The sequence below is a fragment of the Rhodovulum imhoffii genome (assembly GCF_003046545.1).
Taxonomy (GTDB): Bacteria; Pseudomonadota; Alphaproteobacteria; order Rhodobacterales; family Rhodobacteraceae; genus Rhodovulum; species Rhodovulum imhoffii.
Genome location: NZ_QAAA01000003.1, coordinates 113,412 through 130,802 on the forward strand (window position 1 = coordinate 113,412; position 17,391 = coordinate 130,802).

Genomic DNA, 17,391 nt, shown 5'->3' on the forward strand with positions numbered 1-17,391 from the left:
CATAAGACAAAAAAACCGCCTTGATTCCCGGCGCGCGGTGTCATAATTCCCGCCTTGGCCTTAGGGGTGTAGCTCAGTTGGTAGAGCATCGGTCTCCAAAACCGAGGGTCGGGGGTTCGAGTCCCTCCGCCCCTGCCAGGCCGTTTTCCCAAGATGCCGGGCGCGGGCTTGAATGCCGGGCGCAAAGCGCGTAAGTCCCTGCCGGGATCAGACAGGAAAGAAACATGGCTAACCCGCTTCAGTTTATTCAGCAGGTGCGCAGCGAAGTGTCGAAGGTGGTATGGCCCACCCGGCGCGAGGTGGCGCTTACCACGGTCATGGTGTTCGTGATGGCCACCCTGACGGCAATTTTCTTTTTCCTTGTCGATTTTCTGATCCGCACCGGCCTGAAGGGTCTGCTGGGCTTTTTCAGCTGATTCGGGTTTTCGGCGCCTCCCTCTTGAAAATTGACGGAAGGGGCGGTAATCGGGGCGCTGTTTCTTGGGACCGGCGTGCATCGATTCGGGTTGCGCGCTGTTTTTTGTTCCGCAGAGCTACGGGCCACGGCCCGGCCAAACGGGCGCCGCGGGAGGTGCCGCAAGACATGGGGTAACGGGCGAATGGCGAAACGGTGGTATTCGGTGAGCGTGCTCTCGAATTTCGAGAAAAAAATCGCCGAACAGATCAGGCATGCCGTTGCCGAGGCCGGTCTCGGGGAAGAGATCGAAGAGGTTCTCGTGCCCGAGGAAGAGGTGATCGAGGTGCGCCGCGGCAAGAAGGTGACCGTGCCGCGCCGGTTCATGCCCGGCTACGTTCTGGTACGCATGGAAATGACCGATCAGGGCTACCACCTGATAAGCTCGATCAACCGGGTGACCGGATTTCTGGGGCCGCAGGGCAAGCCGATGCCCATGCGCGATGACGAAGTAAACCAGATTTTGAACCGTGCCGAGGAGGGGGAGGCGGCGCCGCGCTCCACCATCACCTATGAGGTGGGCGAGAACGTGAACGTGACCGATGGCCCGTTCGAAGGTTTCGCCGGTATGGTCGAAGAGGTGGACGACGACAACCAGCGCCTGAAGGTGATGGTATCGATTTTCGGCCGGGCGACTCCGGTCGAACTGGAATTCACGCAGGTCACCAAGCAGGCCTGATGTGCAAGCGTGGGGGGCTGCGCGGGCGCGCCCGTAGGCCTGACCACGAACCGCAAGGCGCCACCCACGCGTGGGGGCGCGGTTAGAAGAGGAGAGGCCCGATGGCCAAGAAACTCATTGGCACGCTGAAGCTTCAGGTGTCTGCCGGCCAGGCGAACCCGTCGCCGCCCGTCGGTCCCGCGCTGGGTCAGCGCGGCATCAACATCATGGAATTCTGCAAGGCGTTCAACGCCAAGACCCAGGACATGGAGCCCGGTGCCCCCTGTCCGACGGTTATCAGCTATTTCCAGGACAAGTCCTTCACGATGGACATCAAGACGCCGCCCGCGTCTTATTATCTCAAGAAGGCTGCCAAGCTGAAGTCCGGTGGCAATACCCCCGGTCGAGCCACGGCGGGCTATGTGACCGTCGCCCAGGTGAAAGAAATCGCCGAGGCGAAGATGAAGGATCTCAATGCCAACGATGTTGAGGGTGCGATGAAGATCATTCTGGGGTCGGCCCGTTCGATGGGCATCGAGGTGAAGGGGTAATCGTGATGGCAAAGCTTGGTAAACGTACCCGCGCCGCCCGCGAAGCCTTCGCCGGCAAGGAAGATGTCACCGTCGAGGAAGCGGTCGATCTGATCAAGGCCAATGCCTCTGCCAAGTTCGATGAGACGCTTGAAATCGCGCTGAATCTGGGCGTTGACCCGCGCCATGCGGACCAGATGGTGCGTGGCGTGGTGACCCTTCCCAACGGAACCGGAAAGACGGTGCGCGTGGCGGTTTTCGCCCGTGGCCCGAAAGCCGACGAAGCCACGGCTGCCGGGGCGGATATTGTCGGTGCCGAAGACCTGATGGAAACGATTCAGGGGGGTACGATCGAGTTCGATCGCTGCATCGCCACGCCGGACATGATGCCGGTTGTCGGGCGGCTTGGCAAGATTCTGGGCCCCCGTAACCTGATGCCGAATCCGAAGGTTGGAACGGTGACGATGGACGTCAAGGCCGCCGTCGAAGCAGCCAAGGGCGGCGAGGTCCAGTTCAAGGTCGAGAAGGCCGGTGTGGTCCATGCCGGGGTCGGGAAGGTCTCTTTCGACGCGGCGAAGCTTGCCGAGAACGTGCGTGCTTTCGTCGGTGCGGTGAGCAAGGCGAAACCCGCCGGGGCAAAGGGGACCTACATGAAGAAGGTCTCGCTGAGTTCGACCATGGGGCCGGGTGTTTCGGTCGACATCGTGTCGGCGACCGGCAACTAAAAGATATCGGGGGGCGGGCGTTGTCTGCCTCCCCTGCGGGTTTTGGCGGGGGCGCAAGGGCGTGTGTTTTTTCGCTTCACATTTTCGGTGCCACTGTCTATGAAACCCTCTGTGCGATTGGAACCCTTGCTTTGCAGGAGCGTTGTGGGGTCAGGTTCCCGGTTTTCGGCCGGACCATCGCGTAAGGAATGAAGGGCGCTTGCTCGTCGGCATGCGCCCTTAAGGTTTCCGGTCGTTATCAGGGCCGGGAAAATGGCGGGGCTACGCCCCGCCCTGTCCGAGACGGAGGGTGCCTTCGGGCTTAATTTCCTTCCTGAGATGGGGAACGAGACTGATTTCACGGGGATTTCCTCGGGTGATCCTGGCCTCGGGACCCTTACGGACCCGAACGCCGGAGAAATCCGGCAAACATGAGCCGGGGGGCGACCCCCAAATTGGAGTGAAACTGTGGATAGAGCCCAGAAAGAGAAAGTGGTCGAGGAACTCGGCCAGATCTTTGAAAGCTCTGGCGTCGTGGTGGTTGCACACTACGCGGGTCTCACGGTTGCCGAGATGCAGGATCTGCGCGCGCGTATGCGTGAAGCGGGCGGGTCCGTTCGTGTCGCCAAGAACAGGCTCGCCAAGATCGCCCTGGAAGGAAAGCCCTGCGCAAGCATTGCCGACCTTCTGACGGGCATGACCGTTCTGACCTATTCCGAGGACCCGGTGGCTGCGGCCAGGGTTGCGGAGGGCTTTGCCAAGGACAACTCGAAGTTCGAGATTCTTGGCGGTGCCATGGGTGAGACGGCCCTGGACCGGGCCGGTGTCAAGGCAGTGTCCGACATGCCGTCGCGCGAGGAGCTCATTGCTTCCATCGCGGGCTGTATCGGTGCACCCGCCAGCAACATCGCCGGTGCCATTGGCGCGCCCGCTTCCAACATCGCGAGCATCCTCTCGACCATCGAGGAGCGTGCGGAAGCCGCTTGAGCAACTTCTGACCCCGCGTGCGGCCTGAGCGCCGACGTTGGAACACAATCGTGAAAGAACGGAACAGAAAATGGCTGATCTGAAAAAACTTGCCGAAGAGATCGTGGGTTTGACCCTGCTCGAGGCCCAGGAACTGAAAACCATCCTGAAAGACGAATACGGCATCGAGCCCGCCGCCGGTGGCGCCGTTGTCATGGCTGGCCCCGCCGGTGACGCCGGTGGCGCAGCGGCCGAGGAGCAAACCGAGTTCGACGTTATCCTGAAGTCGGCCGGCGCCTCCAAGATCAACGTGATCAAGGAAGTCCGTGCCATCACCGGGCTGGGCCTGAAGGAAGCCAAGGAACTGGTCGAGGCCGGCGGCAAAGCCGTGAAGGAAGGCATCGACAAGGCCGAAGCCGAAGACATCAAGGCGAAGCTGGAAGCGGCTGGCGCCGAAGTCGAGCTGAAGTGATCCGGGCGCGGGCCGTGAGGCTTGCGATCCATTGAGACGAGGCTGGGTCCGGAAGAATCCGGGCCCAGCCGAACCTGTCTTGGCAAGGGCTTGGTGCAAAGCCTTTTCCAAGGCGTGGTTCGAGGTTCGGGCGCGGCCGGTGGGACGGCCGCAGGAATGGAACCTGACCCCCTTCATTCGTGAGCGGCGCGCCGCCGGAGCCCGACGGCAGTGCGTGCACGCGACAGACGAAAGGTGACAAGGCACATGGCGCAGACGTTCGTTGGCCAGAAACGACTTCGCAAATATTTCGGCAAGATCCGGGAAGTCCTGGAGATGCCCAACCTTATCGAGGTTCAGAAATCTTCTTATGACCTGTTCCTGAAATCCGGCGACGCGCCGGAGCCGGCCGACGGCGAAGGGATTCAGGGGGTTTTCCAGTCGGTTTTTCCGATCAAGGATTTCAATGAGACTGCCGTACTGGAGTTTGTCCGCTACGAGCTGGAGAGGCCCAAATACGACGTTGAAGAATGCATGCAGCGTGACATGACCTACAGCGCGCCGCTGAAGGTCACTCTGCGCCTGATCGTGTTCGATGTGGACGAGGATACCGGCGCCAAGTCGGTCAAGGATATCAAGGAGCAGGACGTCTTCATGGGCGACATGCCCCTGATGACTCCCAACGGGACGTTCATCGTCAACGGGACCGAGCGGGTGATCGTGTCCCAGATGCATCGTTCTCCGGGCGTGTTCTTCGATCATGACAAGGGCAAGACCCATGCCTCCGGCAAGCTGCTGTTCGCCTGCCGGATCATTCCCTATCGCGGGTCCTGGCTGGATTTCGAGTTTGACGCGAAGGACATCGTCTTTGCCCGCATCGACCGCCGTCGCAAGCTGCCGGTGACGACGCTGCTCTACGCGCTGGGGCTGGATCAGGAAGGCATCATGGATGCCTATTACGATACGGTGCCGTTCCGTCTCGAGAAGAAAAAAGGGTGGGTTACCACCTTCTTCCCCGAGCGCGTCCGCGGCACGCGCCCGACCTATGACCTGATCGACGCCGCGACCGGCGAGGTTATCGCCGAGGCCGGCAAGAAGGTCACACCGCGCACGGTCAAAAAGTTGATCGACGAGGGTAAGGTCACCGAACTTCTGGTGCCGTTCGACCATATCGTCGGCCGGTTTGCCGCCAGGGACATCATCAACGAAGACACCGGCGCGATCTATGTCGAGGCGGGTGACGAACTGACGCTGGATTACGACAAGGATGGCGAAATCACCGGCGGAACGCTGAAGGATTTGCTGGACGCGGGCATTACCGACATCCCGGTTCTGGACATCGACAATGTCAATGTCGGCCCTTACATCCGCAACACCATGGCGCAGGACAAGAACATGAGCCGGGAGACCGCGCTCATGGATATCTACCGTGTCATGCGTCCGGGTGAGCCGCCCACCGTTGAGGCCGCCAGCGCCCTTTTCGATACGCTGTTCTTCGATGCCGAGCGGTATGACCTGTCTGCCGTTGGCCGGGTCAAGATGAACATGCGCCTTGATCTGGATGCGCCGGATACCCAGCGCACGCTGCGCCGGGAGGACATCATCGCCTGTGTGAAGGCACTGGTGGAACTGCGCGACGGCCAGGGGGAGATCGACGATATCGACCATCTGGGCAACCGCCGGGTGCGCTCGGTCGGCGAGCTTATGGAAAACCAGTACCGCGTCGGCCTGCTGCGAATGGAGCGCGCGATCAAGGAACGCATGTCCTCGGTCGAGATCGACACGGTCATGCCCCAGGATCTGATCAATGCCAAGCCCGCTGCGGCGGCGGTGCGGGAGTTCTTTGGGTCCTCGCAGCTTTCGCAGTTCATGGACCAGACCAACCCGCTGTCGGAAGTCACCCACAAGCGCCGGCTTTCGGCGCTTGGGCCGGGTGGTCTGACGCGGGAACGCGCGGGCTTCGAGGTGCGTGACGTGCATCCGACCCACTATGGTCGGATGTGTCCGATCGAGACACCGGAAGGTCCGAATATCGGCCTGATCAACAGCCTCGCCACCTATGCGCGCGTGAACAAGTATGGCTTCATCGAGACCCCCTACCGCAAGGTCGTGGGCGGGCAGGTGACCGACGAGGTTCACTATATGTCCGCCACAGAGGAAATGCGCCACACCGTGGCCCAGGCCAATGCGCATCTGGACGATCAGGGCCGTTTCCAGAACGATCTGGTCAGCACCCGGCAGTCGGGGGAATACATGCTGGCCCCGCGCGAGCAGGTGGACCTGATCGACGTCAGCCCCAAACAGCTGGTTTCGGTCGGGGCGTCGCTGATTCCGTTTCTTGAGAACGACGACGCCAACCGTGCCCTGATGGGGGCGAACATGCAGCGTCAGGCTGTGCCGCTTCTGCAGGCTGACGCCCCATTCGTGGGAACCGGGATCGAGGGGGTCGTGGCCAAGGATTCGGGGGCTGCGATCATGGCGCGGCGCGCGGGCGTGATCGATCAGGTGGATGCCACCCGGATCGTTGTGCGCGCAACCGAGGACCTGGAGCCGGGCGATCCGGGGGTGGATATCTATCGCTTGCGCAAGTTCCAGAGGTCGAACCAGAACACCTGCATCAACCAACGCCCGCTGGTAAAGGTGGGCGACACCGTCGGAAAGGGCGAGGTCGTTGCAGATGGTCCCTCCACCGACCTGGGGGAACTGGCGCTCGGCAAGAACGTGGTCGTGGCGTTCATGCCGTGGAACGGTTACAACTACGAGGACTCGATCCTGATTTCCGAGCGGATCGTGCGCGACGATGTGTTCACCTCGATCCATATCGAGGAGTTCGAGATCGCCGCCCGCGATACCAAGCTTGGGCCGGAAGAGATCACCCGCGACATTCCCAACGTCGGGGAGGAAGCCCTGCGCAACCTCGACGAGGCAGGGATCGTCTACATCGGGGCCGAGGTGGGGCCGGGCGACATTCTGGTGGGCAAGATCACCCCGAAAGGCGAAAGCCCGATGACGCCGGAGGAAAAGCTGCTGCGCGCCATTTTCGGGGAAAAGGCATCCGACGTCCGCGACACGTCTTTGCGTCTGCCGCCGGGGGATTACGGGACCGTCGTCGAGGTGCGGGTTTTCAACCGCCATGGCGTGGACAAGGACGAGCGTGCCGTTCAGATCGAGCGCGAAGAGGTTGAGCGTCTCGCCCGCGACCGGGACGATGAACTTGCCATCCTTGAGCGCAACATCTACGCGCGCCTGAAAACCATGATTCTGGGCAAGGCCGCGGTGAAGGGGCCCAAGGGCGTCAAGGCGAATTCGGAAATCACCGAAGATCTGCTGGGAGCCCTGTCGAAGGGCCAGTGGTGGCAACTTGCGCTGGCCGATGAGGCCGACGCCGCGCAGGTCGAGGCGCTGAACGCCCAGTTCGAGGCCCAGAAGCGTGCGCTGGAGCATCGTTTCGAAGACAAGGTCGAGAAGGTGCGCCGGGGTGACGACCTGCCGCCGGGGGTGATGAAGATGGTCAAGGTCTTCATCGCCGTGAAGCGCAAGCTTCAGCCGGGCGACAAGATGGCCGGCCGCCACGGAAACAAGGGGGTCGTCTCCAAGGTCGTGCCGATGGAGGATATGCCTTTTCTGTCTGACGGGACGCCGGTGGATCTGGTACTCAACCCGCTGGGGGTGCCCTCGCGTATGAATGTCGGGCAGATCCTTGAAACCCACATGGGCTGGGCCGCGCGCGGCCTTGGTCTCAAGATCGACGATGCGCTGGATGAGTATCGTCGCTCAGGCGACCTGACGCCGGTGCGTGAGGCGATGCGTATTGCCTATGGCGACGATGTCTACGAGGAAGGCATCCAGGGCATGGACGAGCCGCGGCTGGTCGAGGCGGCCGGCAACGTCACCCGCGGGGTGCCGATCGCCACGCCGGTCTTCGATGGCGCCAAGGAAGCGGATGTCAACGAGGCGCTGTCCCGCGCCGGGTTCGACACCAGTGGCCAGAGCGACCTGTTCGACGGCCGTACGGGCGAGAAGTTCGCTCGCCCCGTCACGGTCGGCGTCAAGTACCTGCTGAAGCTGCACCATCTGGTGGATGACAAGATCCACGCGCGGTCAACCGGGCCCTACAGCCTCGTCACCCAGCAGCCGCTGGGCGGCAAGGCGCAGTTCGGCGGTCAGCGTTTCGGGGAGATGGAGGTCTGGGCGCTGGAAGCCTATGGGGCTGCCTATACCCTGCAGGAGATGCTGACGGTCAAGTCGGACGATGTGGCCGGGCGGACGAAAGTCTACGAAAGCATCGTCAAGGGCGAGGACAATTTCGAGGCCGGTGTGCCCGAATCCTTCAACGTTCTGGTGAAGGAAGTCCGTGGCCTCGGCCTGAACATGGAACTCCTGGACGTGGAGGACGAGGACTGACGGCATCGCGCCGCGCGGCCCGGTCAGCGGGCCGCGTCCCCCTCTGCCCGAATTCAAGGATTTGAAAATGAACCAGGAACTTACCCCCAACCCGTTCAACCCGCTGGCCTCGCCCAAGCAGTTTGACGAGATCAAGGTCTCGCTGGCCTCGCCGGAACGGATCCTGTCGTGGTCCTACGGTGAGATCAAAAAGCCCGAGACGATCAACTACCGGACGTTCAAGCCCGAGCGCGACGGCCTGTTCTGTGCGCGCATCTTCGGCCCGGTGAAGGACTACGAGTGCCTGTGCGGCAAGTACAAGCGGATGAAATACCGCGGTGTCGTCTGTGAAAAATGCGGGGTCGAGGTTACCTTGCAAAAGGTCCGGCGGGAGCGCATGGGCCACATCGAACTGGCCGCGCCGGTTGCGCATATCTGGTTTCTCAAGTCTCTGCCCTCCCGCATCGGCCTGATGCTGGACATGACCCTGCGCGATCTGGAGCGGGTGCTGTATTTTGAAAACTACGTTGTCATCGAGCCGGGCCTGACGGACCTGAGCTATGGCCAGATGATGACCGAGGAAGAATACCTCGACGCGCAGGACCAGTACGGGACGGACGCGTTCACCGCCGGGATCGGCGCCGAGGCGATCCGGGAGATGCTGTCGGCGATCGATCTGGAGGCCGAGGCCGAGCGCCTGCGCGAGGAACTGGCCGAAGCCACGGGGGAACTGAAACCCAAGAAGATCATCAAGCGGCTGAAAGTCGTCGAGAGTTTCCTTGAATCCGGAAACCGGCCGGAATGGATGATTCTCACGGTTATCCCGGTGATTCCGCCGGAACTGCGTCCGCTGGTGCCGCTGGATGGCGGCCGCTTCGCAACGTCGGACCTCAACGACCTGTATCGCCGGGTGATCAACCGGAACAACCGTCTCAAGCGGCTGATCGAGCTGCGCGCGCCCGATATCATCGTCCGCAACGAAAAGCGGATGTTGCAGGAATCGGTCGATGCGCTCTTCGACAACGGCCGCCGCGGGCGCGTCATCACCGGGGCCAACAAGCGTCCGCTGAAGTCCCTCTCCGACATGCTGAAGGGCAAGCAGGGCCGTTTCCGCCAGAACCTTCTGGGCAAACGGGTGGACTTCTCGGGCCGGTCTGTGATCGTGACCGGGCCTGAACTGAAACTGCACCAGTGTGGCCTGCCCAAGAAGATGGCGCTGGAACTGTTCAAGCCGTTCATCTACTCGCGGCTGGAGGCGAAGGGGCTGTCCAGCACCGTCAAGCAGGCGAAGAAACTGGTGGAGAAGGAACGCCCCGAAGTCTGGGACATTCTCGACGAGGTGATTCGCGAGCACCCGGTGCTGCTGAACCGTGCGCCGACGCTGCACCGGCTGGGCATTCAGGCGTTCGAACCGGTGCTGATCGAGGGCAAGGCGATCCAGCTTCACCCGCTGGTCTGTTCGGCCTTCAATGCGGACTTCGACGGCGACCAGATGGCCGTGCACGTTCCGTTGAGCCTTGAGGCCCAGCTGGAAGCGCGTGTGCTGATGATGTCTACCAACAACGTGTTGTCTCCCGCCAACGGCGCCCCGATCATCGTGCCGTCGCAGGACATGATCCTTGGCCTCTATTACATCACGATGGAGCGTGAGGGCATGAAGGGCGAAGGCATGGTTTTCGCCGATGTGGATGAGGTGCAGCATGCACTGGATGCCGGCGAAGTTCATCTGCACGCCAGGGTAACCGCGCGGATCAGGCAGATCGACGACCAGGGCAACGAGGTTTTCAAGCGATATGAGACCACGCCGGGGCGTGTCCGGCTGGGTGCGCTGCTGCCGCTCAACGCCAAGGCGCCGTTCGAACTGGTCAACCGCCTGCTGCGCAAGAAGGAGGTTCAGCAGGTCATCGATACCGTCTACCGCTATTGCGGGCAGAAGGAGTCGGTGATCTTCTGCGACCAGATCATGGGCATGGGGTTCCGCGAGGCGTTCAAGGCCGGGATTTCCTTTGGCAAGGACGACATGGTCATCCCCGAGAGGAAGTGGGAGATCGTCGAAGGGGTCCGCGACCAGGTCAAGGAATTCGAGCAGCAATACATGGACGGCCTGATCACCCAGGGTGAGAAATACAACAAGGTTGTCGATGCGTGGTCGAAATGCTCGGACGCGGTGGCGAACGCGATGATGGAAGAGATCTCGGCCGTTCGGGTGGATGACGCCGGTGCCGAGAAGGAGCCCAACAGCGTCTACATGATGTCCCACTCCGGGGCGCGAGGGTCGCCAGCGCAGATGAAACAGCTGGGCGGGATGCGGGGCCTGATGGCCAAGCCTTCGGGAGAGATCATCGAGACGCCGATCATCTCGAACTTCAAGGAAGGCCTGACGGTTCTGGAATACTTCAACTCCACCCACGGCGCCCGGAAAGGGCTGGCCGATACCGCGCTCAAGACCGCCAACTCGGGGTACCTGACCCGACGTCTGGTGGATGTGGCGCAGGACTGCATCGTGCGCAGCCAGGATTGCGGCACCGAGAACGCCATTACCTGCGAAGCCGCGGTGAATGACGGTGAGATCGTGGCCACCCTGGCTGAACGTCTGCTGGGCCGCGTTGCTGCCGAGGATGTGCTCAAGCCGGGCACCGACGAGGTGATCGCCAGCCGCAACGAACTGATCGACGAGCGCAAGGCCGATGCCATCGAGGCCGCCGGGCTTGCCAGCGTGCGTATCCGCAGCCCGCTGACATGCGAGGCCGAAGAAGGCGTTTGCGCCAATTGTTACGGGCGCGACCTGGCCCGCGGCACGATGGTCAATGTCGGCGAGGCCGTCGGCATTATAGCGGCCCAGTCGATCGGGGAACCCGGCACGCAGCTGACGATGCGGACCTTCCACATCGGCGGTATCGCGCAGGGCGGCCAGCAATCGTTCCAGGAGGCCGGCCAGGACGGCAAGATCGAGTATCGCAATGCCAACCTTCTGACCAATGCCGGCGGCGACCTGATTGTCATGGGGCGCAACATGCAGATTGCGATCATTGACGAGAACGGCGTGGAGCGGGCCAGTTTCAAGCTGGGCTATGGTACCAAGCTGTTTGTCGCGGACGGGCAGAAGGTCCAGCGTGGCGAGAAGTTGTTCGAGTGGGATCCCTACACTTTGCCGATCATTGCGGAGAAGGCCGGTGTGGCGAAATATGTGGATCTTGTCACCGGGATTTCGGTGCGCGAGGACACGGACGATGCAACCGGCATGACCCAGAAGATCGTTTCCGACTGGCGCGCCGCGCCCAAGGGCAGCGACCTCAAGCCGGAAATTCTGGTCGTGGACTCCGCGACCGGGGAGCCCGTGCGCAACGAGGCCGGCCACCCGGTGACCTACCCGATGTCGGTGGATGCGATTCTTTCGATCGAGGACGGGCAGGACATCAGGGCCGGTGACGTGGTTGCACGCATCCCGCGCGAAGGGGCCAAGACCAAGGACATCACCGGCGGTCTGCCGCGGGTGGCGGAACTGTTCGAGGCGCGTCGCCCGAAGGATCATGCCATCATTGCCGAGATCGACGGGTATGTCCGCTTTGGGCGCGACTACAAGAACAAGCGCCGCATCTCCATCGAACCCGCCGACGACACGCTGGACCCGGTGGAATACATGGTGCCCAAGGGCAAGCACATCCCGGTGCAGGAAGGCGACTTCGTGCAGAAGGGCGACTACATCATGGACGGTAACCCGGCCCCGCATGACATCCTGGCGATCATGGGAGTCGAGGCGCTGGCCGATTACATGATCGACGAGGTGCAGGAGGTCTATCGTCTGCAAGGCGTCAAGATCAATGACAAGCACATCGAAGTCATTGTGCGCCAGATGCTTCAGAAGTGGGAAATCCTCGACAGCGGGGAAACGACGCTTCTGAAGGGTGAGCATGTCGACAAGACCGAGTTCGAGGCCGCCAACGAGAAGGCTCTGGCCAAGGGCAAACGCCCTGCGCAGGGGCAACCGATCCTGCTTGGGATCACCAAGGCGTCGTTGCAGACCCGCAGTTTCATTTCGGCCGCGTCGTTCCAGGAAACCACCCGCGTCCTGACCGAGGCTTCGGTACAGGGCAAGGTGGACAAGCTGGTTGGTCTGAAAGAGAACGTCATCGTCGGGCGCCTGATCCCGGCGGGAACGGGCGGGGCCACCCAGCGGGTCCGCCGGATTGCGGGTGAGCGGGATCAGAAAGTCATCGAGGCGCGTCGCGCCGAGGCGGAAGCCGCCGCCGCGCTTGTCGCGCCGGAAGAGGAGACTTCGCCGGGGGCCGAGTTTTCGGGCGAGGAATGAAAAATGCCCCCGGCCCTTTTGGGGCCGGGGGATGTGCGGGGCGGTGTTGACAAGTCTTGCGACTCTGCTTATACCGCGCGCACTCGGGCCGGCGGCCTTGCTTGCCGTGTCTGAAAATCAGAACTGAAGTGGTCATGATCCGGGCGTTATGCCCCGATCCTCTGGAATTCCACCGCGTCGTTCCCGGAACATCAAGGGGAACGCATGCGGTATTGGCGTTTCGTGGACGCATGAGACGCTTTTGAGATTTGAACGGGTTGCAACACGGGGAACCGGAATGCCGACGATCCAACAGCTGATCCGCAAGCCGCGGCAGCCGAAAGTAAAGCGCCAGAAATCCATGCATCTGCAGGCCTGTCCGCAGAAGCGCGGGGTTTGCACGCGCGTTTATACCACCACACCCAAGAAGCCGAACTCCGCCATGCGGAAAGTGGCGAAAGTGCGCCTCACCAATGGGTTCGAGGTGATCAGCTACATCCCCGGCGAAAGCCACAACCTTCAGGAACACTCGGTCGTGCTAATCCGCGGCGGCCGGGTCAAGGACCTTCCCGGTGTCCGTTACCACATCCTGCGGGGTGTGCTGGATACCCAGGGCGTCAAAGACCGTAAGCAGCGCCGCTCGAAATACGGCGCGAAGCGTCCGAAGTAAGGAGAGACGTCTATGTCCCGTCGCCATCGCGCCGAGAAACGTGAAATTCTGCCCGACGCCAAGTATGGCGATCGCGTGCTGACCAAGTTCATGAACAACCTGATGATCGACGGCAAGAAATCTGCCGCCGAAAGCATCGTTTACAACGCCCTCGACCGGATCGAGACGAAGCTGAAGCGGGCCCCCGTGGAGGTGTTCCACGAGGCGCTTGACAATGTGAAGCCCTCGGTCGAGGTGCGCTCGCGTCGTGTGGGCGGTGCCACCTACCAGGTGCCCGTAGAGGTGCGCCCCGAGCGGCGCGAGGCGCTGGCGATCCGCTGGCTTATCACCGCCAGTCGCGGCCGTAACGAGAACACCATGGAAGAGCGCCTGGCAGGCGAGTTGATCGATGCGGTGCAATCCCGCGGGTCGGCCGTCAAGAAGCGTGAAGACACCCACAAGATGGCCGAAGCCAACAAGGCTTTCAGCCATTACCGCTGGTAACCGACTAGGCGCAGGACAGACCGATGGCACGCGAATACTCTCTGGAACGGTACCGTAACTTCGGTATCATGGCCCATATCGATGCGGGGAAAACCACCTGCACCGAGCGTATCCTGTTCTACACCGGCAAATCCCACAAGATGGGGGAGACCCATGACGGGGCCTCCACCATGGACTGGATGGAGCAGGAGCAGGAGCGCGGCATCACCATCACCTCGGCGGCGACCACGACCTTCTGGTTCCGCACCGAGGACGGCAAGACGCCGACCTCCGATTACGGGGATGACGTTCAGGGGGCCAAGTTCCGCTTCAACATCATCGACACCCCCGGCCACGTCGATTTCACCATCGAGGTGGAGCGTTCTCTGGCCGTTCTGGACGGGGCCGTGGCCGTTCTGGACGCCAACGCCGGTGTCGAACCGCAGACCGAAACCGTCTGGCGGCAGGCTGACCGCTACAAGGTGCCGCGCGTTGTGTTCGTCAACAAGATGGACAAGATCGGTGCCGATTTCTTCAATTGCGTCCGCATGATCAAGGACCGCACCGGGGCGACCCCGGCGCCGATCCAGATGCCCATCGGCGCGGAAGACGCGCTGGAAGGTATTGTCGATCTTGTGACGATGAAGGAATGGGTCTGGAAAGGTGAAGATCTGGGCGCAAGCTGGGTCATTCAGGACATCCGCGATGACCTGAAGGACAAGGCGGAGGAAATGCGCGCCGAACTGGTCGAACTCGCCGTCGAAATGGACGACGACGCGATGGAGGCCTATCTCGAAGGCAACGAGCCCGATATCGCCACCCTGCGCGAGTTGATCCGCAAGGGCACGCTGAGCATGACTTTCGTGCCGGTTCTGTGTGGGTCCGCCTTCAAGAACAAGGGTGTGCAGCCGTTGCTGAACGCGGTGATCGACTACTTGCCGGGTCCTCTGGACGTTCCGCCTTACATGGGCTTCTCGCCCGATGATGAGAGCGAAACCCGCAACATCGCCCGCAAGCCGGGCGACGATGAGCCTTTCGCCGGGCTGGCGTTCAAGATCATGAACGACCCGTTCGTCGGTTCGTTGACCTTCACGCGGGTTTATTCGGGTCGCCTGGAGAAGGGTGGCAGCGTCCTGAACTCCACAAAAGGCAAGCGCGAACGCATCGGGCGTATGATGATGATGCACTCCAACTCGCGCGAAGAGATCGAATGGGCGGGGTCCGGCGACATCATCGCGCTGGCCGGTCTGAAGGATACTACGACGGGCGACACCCTGTGCGATCCGAAAGCGCCGGTGGTTCTGGAGACCATGACCTTCCCGGATCCGGTGATCGAGATTGCGGTAGAGCCGAAAACCAAGGCCGACCAGGAGAAGATGTCCCAGGGGCTGGCGCGTCTGGCCGCCGAAGACCCGTCCTTCCGTGTCGAAACCGACATCGAGTCCGGCCAGACCATCATGAAGGGTATGGGCGAACTTCACCTGGATATCCTTGTCGATCGTCTGAAGCGGGAATTCAAGGTCGAGGCGAATATCGGGGCGCCGCAGGTGGCCTATCGTGAGACCATCAGCCATGAGGCCGAGATCGACTACACGCACAAGAAGCAGTCGGGCGGGTCCGGTCAGTTCGCGCGCGTCAAGATGGTTCTGGCTCCGACCGAGCCGGGCGAAGGCTACAGCTTCGAATCCCGTATCGTTGGCGGCGCCGTGCCGAAGGAATACGTTCCCGGCGTCGAAAAGGGCATCCAGTCGGTCATGGATTCGGGTCCGCTGGCCGGGTTCCCGGTGATCGACTTCAAGGTCGCGCTGATCGATGGGGCCTACCACGATGTGGACTCCAGCGTTCTGGCGTTCGAGATCGCGGCACGGGCCGCCATGCGCGAAGGCCTGAAGAAGGCCGGTGCCAAGCTGCTTGAGCCGATCATGAAGGTCGAGGTCGTGACCCCGGAGGAATACACCGGCGGCATCATCGGCGACCTGACCTCGCGGCGTGGCCAGGTGCAGGGGCAGGAGACTCGCGGCAATGCGATCGTCATCAATGCCTTCGTGCCGCTGGCCAACATGTTCGGCTACATCAACACCCTGCGCTCGATGTCCTCGGGCCGCGCGCAGTTCACGATGCAGTTCGATCACTATGAGCCGGTACCGCAGAATATCAGCGAAGAGATTCAGGCGAAGTACGCGTGATTTTTCGGTGCGCCTTTGGGCGCACCCTACCACCCCGTAGGGTGCGTGCCGTGCACGCACCGACACCGAAACCAAGGAGGCCATAATGGCTAAGGCAAAGTTTGAACGTACGAAACCGCACGTTAACATCGGCACGATTGGTCACGTTGACCACGGGAAGACGACGCTGACGGCTGCGATCACGAAGTATTTCGGGGATTTTCGGGCGTATGACCAGATTGATGGCGCGCCTGAGGAGAAGGCACGCGGGATCACGATTTCGACGGCGCATGTTGAGTACGAGACGGAGAACCGTCACTACGCGCATGTGGACTGCCCCGGTCACGCGGACTACGTGAAGAACATGATCACGGGCGCGGCGCAGATGGACGGCGCGATTTTGGTTGTGAACGCTGCTGACGGTCCGATGCCGCAGACGCGAGAGCACATTCTTCTTGGCCGCCAGGTTGGCATTCCGGCGATGGTCGTTTTTCTGAACAAGGTTGATCAGGTTGACGACGCGGAGCTTCTGGAGCTTGTCGAGATGGAGGTTCGCGAGCTTCTGTCTTCGTATGAGTATCCCGGCGACGACATTCCGATTGTGGCGGGATCTGCACTTGCCGCGATGGAGGGGCGCGATCCCGAGATTGGGGAAAACAAGATCCGTGAGTTGATGACAGCGGTTGACGATTACATTCCGACGCCCGAGCGTGCGGTTGATCAGCCGTTTTTGATGCCGGTTGAGGACGTTTTCTCGATTTCGGGCCGTGGCACGGTTGTGACGGGCCGAGTTGAGCGCGGGGTCATCAACGTTGGCGACGAGGTTGAGATTGTCGGGATCAAGGCGACGCAGAAGACGACCTGCACGGGCGTTGAGATGTTCCGCAAGCTTCTGGACCGAGGCGAGGCTGGAGACAACATCGGGGCGCTTTTGCGGGGGATCGACCGTGACCAGGTTGAGCGTGGCCAGGTGCTGTGCAAGCCCGGTTCGGTGACGCCGCACACGAAGTTCGAGGCGGAGGCCTACATCCTGACGAAGGATGAGGGCGGCCGTCACACGCCGTTCTTCGCGAACTACCGTCCGCAGTTCTACTTCCGCACGACGGATGTGACCGGCACCGTGCAACTGGCCGAAGGCACCGAGATGGTGATGCCGGGGGACAACGTGTCGTTCAAGGTCGAACTGATTGCGCCGATCGCGATGGAAGAGAAACTGCGCTTCGCCATCCGCGAAGGCGGACGTACCGTCGGCGCAGGCGTCGTCTCCAAAATCATCGAGTAACCGCAAATGGCCGGGCGGGCCGTGGTGCCCGCCCTTCAGCCTGAAGGGCTAGAAACATGCAAAGTCAGAATATCCGCATTCGGCTGAAGGCCTTTGACTACCGCGTTCTGGATGCCAGCACGCAGGAAATCGTCAACACGGCCAAGCGGACCGGTGCACAGGTGCGCGGGCCCATTCCGCTGCCGAACAAGATTGAGAAATTCACGGTTCTTCGTGGTCCCCACGTCGACAAGAAGTCCCGTGATCAGTGGGAAATCCGCACGCACAAGCGGCTTCTCGACATCATCGACCCGACCCCGCAGACGGTGGACGCGCTCATGAAGCTCGATCTTGCCGCCGGTGTCGATGTCGAGATCAAGGTTTAAGGAGGGCACGGAG

13 protein-coding genes and 1 tRNA gene are annotated in these 17,391 nt (G+C 61.7%); all 14 read left to right on the forward strand.

Translation table 11 applies throughout. The annotated features are described in order from the left end of the window. Nucleotides 1-62 precede the first annotated feature (62 nt). The 14 genes from C8N32_RS03605 to rpsJ all read left to right on the forward strand — a co-directional run bounded on the left by C8N32_RS03605 (nucleotide 63) and on the right by rpsJ (nucleotide 17,378). Nucleotides 63-138 (forward strand) — tRNA-Trp (locus C8N32_RS03605). Between the two features lie 86 nt (nucleotides 139-224). Next, complete coding sequence (gene secE / locus C8N32_RS03610) at nucleotides 225-416, forward strand: preprotein translocase subunit SecE (protein WP_107891109.1); 192 nt, start codon at nucleotides 225-227, stop codon at nucleotides 414-416. Nucleotides 417-599: 183 nt separating this feature from the next. Continuing rightward, on the forward strand, nucleotides 600-1,133 hold the full coding sequence (nusG, locus tag C8N32_RS03615) for a transcription termination/antitermination protein NusG (protein WP_107891110.1): 534 nt from the start codon (nucleotides 600-602) through the stop codon (nucleotides 1,131-1,133). 101 nt (nucleotides 1,134-1,234) lie between these two features. Continuing rightward, on the forward strand, nucleotides 1,235-1,663 hold the full coding sequence (gene rplK / locus C8N32_RS03620) for a 50S ribosomal protein L11 (RefSeq protein ID WP_107891111.1): 429 nt from the start codon (nucleotides 1,235-1,237) through the stop codon (nucleotides 1,661-1,663). A gap of 5 nt (nucleotides 1,664-1,668) precedes the next feature. Beyond that, a complete protein-coding gene (rplA, locus tag C8N32_RS03625; protein ID WP_107891112.1) occupies nucleotides 1,669-2,367 on the forward strand; it encodes a 50S ribosomal protein L1 in 699 nt (232 codons plus the stop codon). A gap of 447 nt (nucleotides 2,368-2,814) precedes the next feature. Then, nucleotides 2,815-3,333, forward strand: a complete 519-nt coding sequence (gene rplJ, locus C8N32_RS03630; RefSeq protein ID WP_107891113.1) for a 50S ribosomal protein L10 — start codon at nucleotides 2,815-2,817, stop codon at nucleotides 3,331-3,333. Between the two features lie 70 nt (nucleotides 3,334-3,403). After that, nucleotides 3,404-3,784, forward strand: coding sequence for a 50S ribosomal protein L7/L12 (gene rplL, locus C8N32_RS03635; protein WP_107891114.1), 381 nt, complete (start codon nucleotides 3,404-3,406; stop codon nucleotides 3,782-3,784). A 246-nt stretch (nucleotides 3,785-4,030) separates the two neighbouring features. Next, the gene (gene rpoB / locus C8N32_RS03640) at nucleotides 4,031-8,167 is read left to right on the forward strand and encodes a DNA-directed RNA polymerase subunit beta (RefSeq protein ID WP_107891115.1); all 4,137 of its coding nucleotides are present in this window, start codon (nucleotides 4,031-4,033) and stop codon (nucleotides 8,165-8,167) included. Nucleotides 8,168-8,234: 67 nt separating this feature from the next. After that, on the forward strand, nucleotides 8,235-12,455 hold the full coding sequence (gene rpoC, locus C8N32_RS03645; protein WP_107891116.1) for a DNA-directed RNA polymerase subunit beta': 4,221 nt from the start codon (nucleotides 8,235-8,237) through the stop codon (nucleotides 12,453-12,455). A 277-nt stretch (nucleotides 12,456-12,732) separates the two neighbouring features. Further along, complete coding sequence (rpsL, locus tag C8N32_RS03650; RefSeq protein ID WP_035253348.1) at nucleotides 12,733-13,104, forward strand: 30S ribosomal protein S12; 372 nt, start codon at nucleotides 12,733-12,735, stop codon at nucleotides 13,102-13,104. 12 nt (nucleotides 13,105-13,116) lie between these two features. Further along, nucleotides 13,117-13,587 carry a 30S ribosomal protein S7 gene (rpsG, locus tag C8N32_RS03655; protein WP_107891117.1) on the forward strand — a complete coding sequence of 157 codons (471 nt, stop codon included), beginning with the start codon at nucleotides 13,117-13,119 and terminating at the stop codon, nucleotides 13,585-13,587. A gap of 23 nt (nucleotides 13,588-13,610) precedes the next feature. Then, entirely contained in the window at nucleotides 13,611-15,752 is a 2,142-nt protein-coding gene (fusA, locus tag C8N32_RS03660; RefSeq protein WP_107891118.1) for an elongation factor G, read from the forward strand. An 85-nt stretch (nucleotides 15,753-15,837) separates the two neighbouring features. Beyond that, nucleotides 15,838-17,013 carry an elongation factor Tu gene (gene tuf, locus C8N32_RS03665; RefSeq protein WP_107891119.1) on the forward strand — a complete coding sequence of 392 codons (1,176 nt, stop codon included), beginning with the start codon at nucleotides 15,838-15,840 and terminating at the stop codon, nucleotides 17,011-17,013. A 56-nt stretch (nucleotides 17,014-17,069) separates the two neighbouring features. Next, nucleotides 17,070-17,378 carry a 30S ribosomal protein S10 gene (gene rpsJ / locus C8N32_RS03670; RefSeq protein WP_037209276.1) on the forward strand — a complete coding sequence of 103 codons (309 nt, stop codon included), beginning with the start codon at nucleotides 17,070-17,072 and terminating at the stop codon, nucleotides 17,376-17,378. Nucleotides 17,379-17,391: the final 13 nt, after the last annotated feature.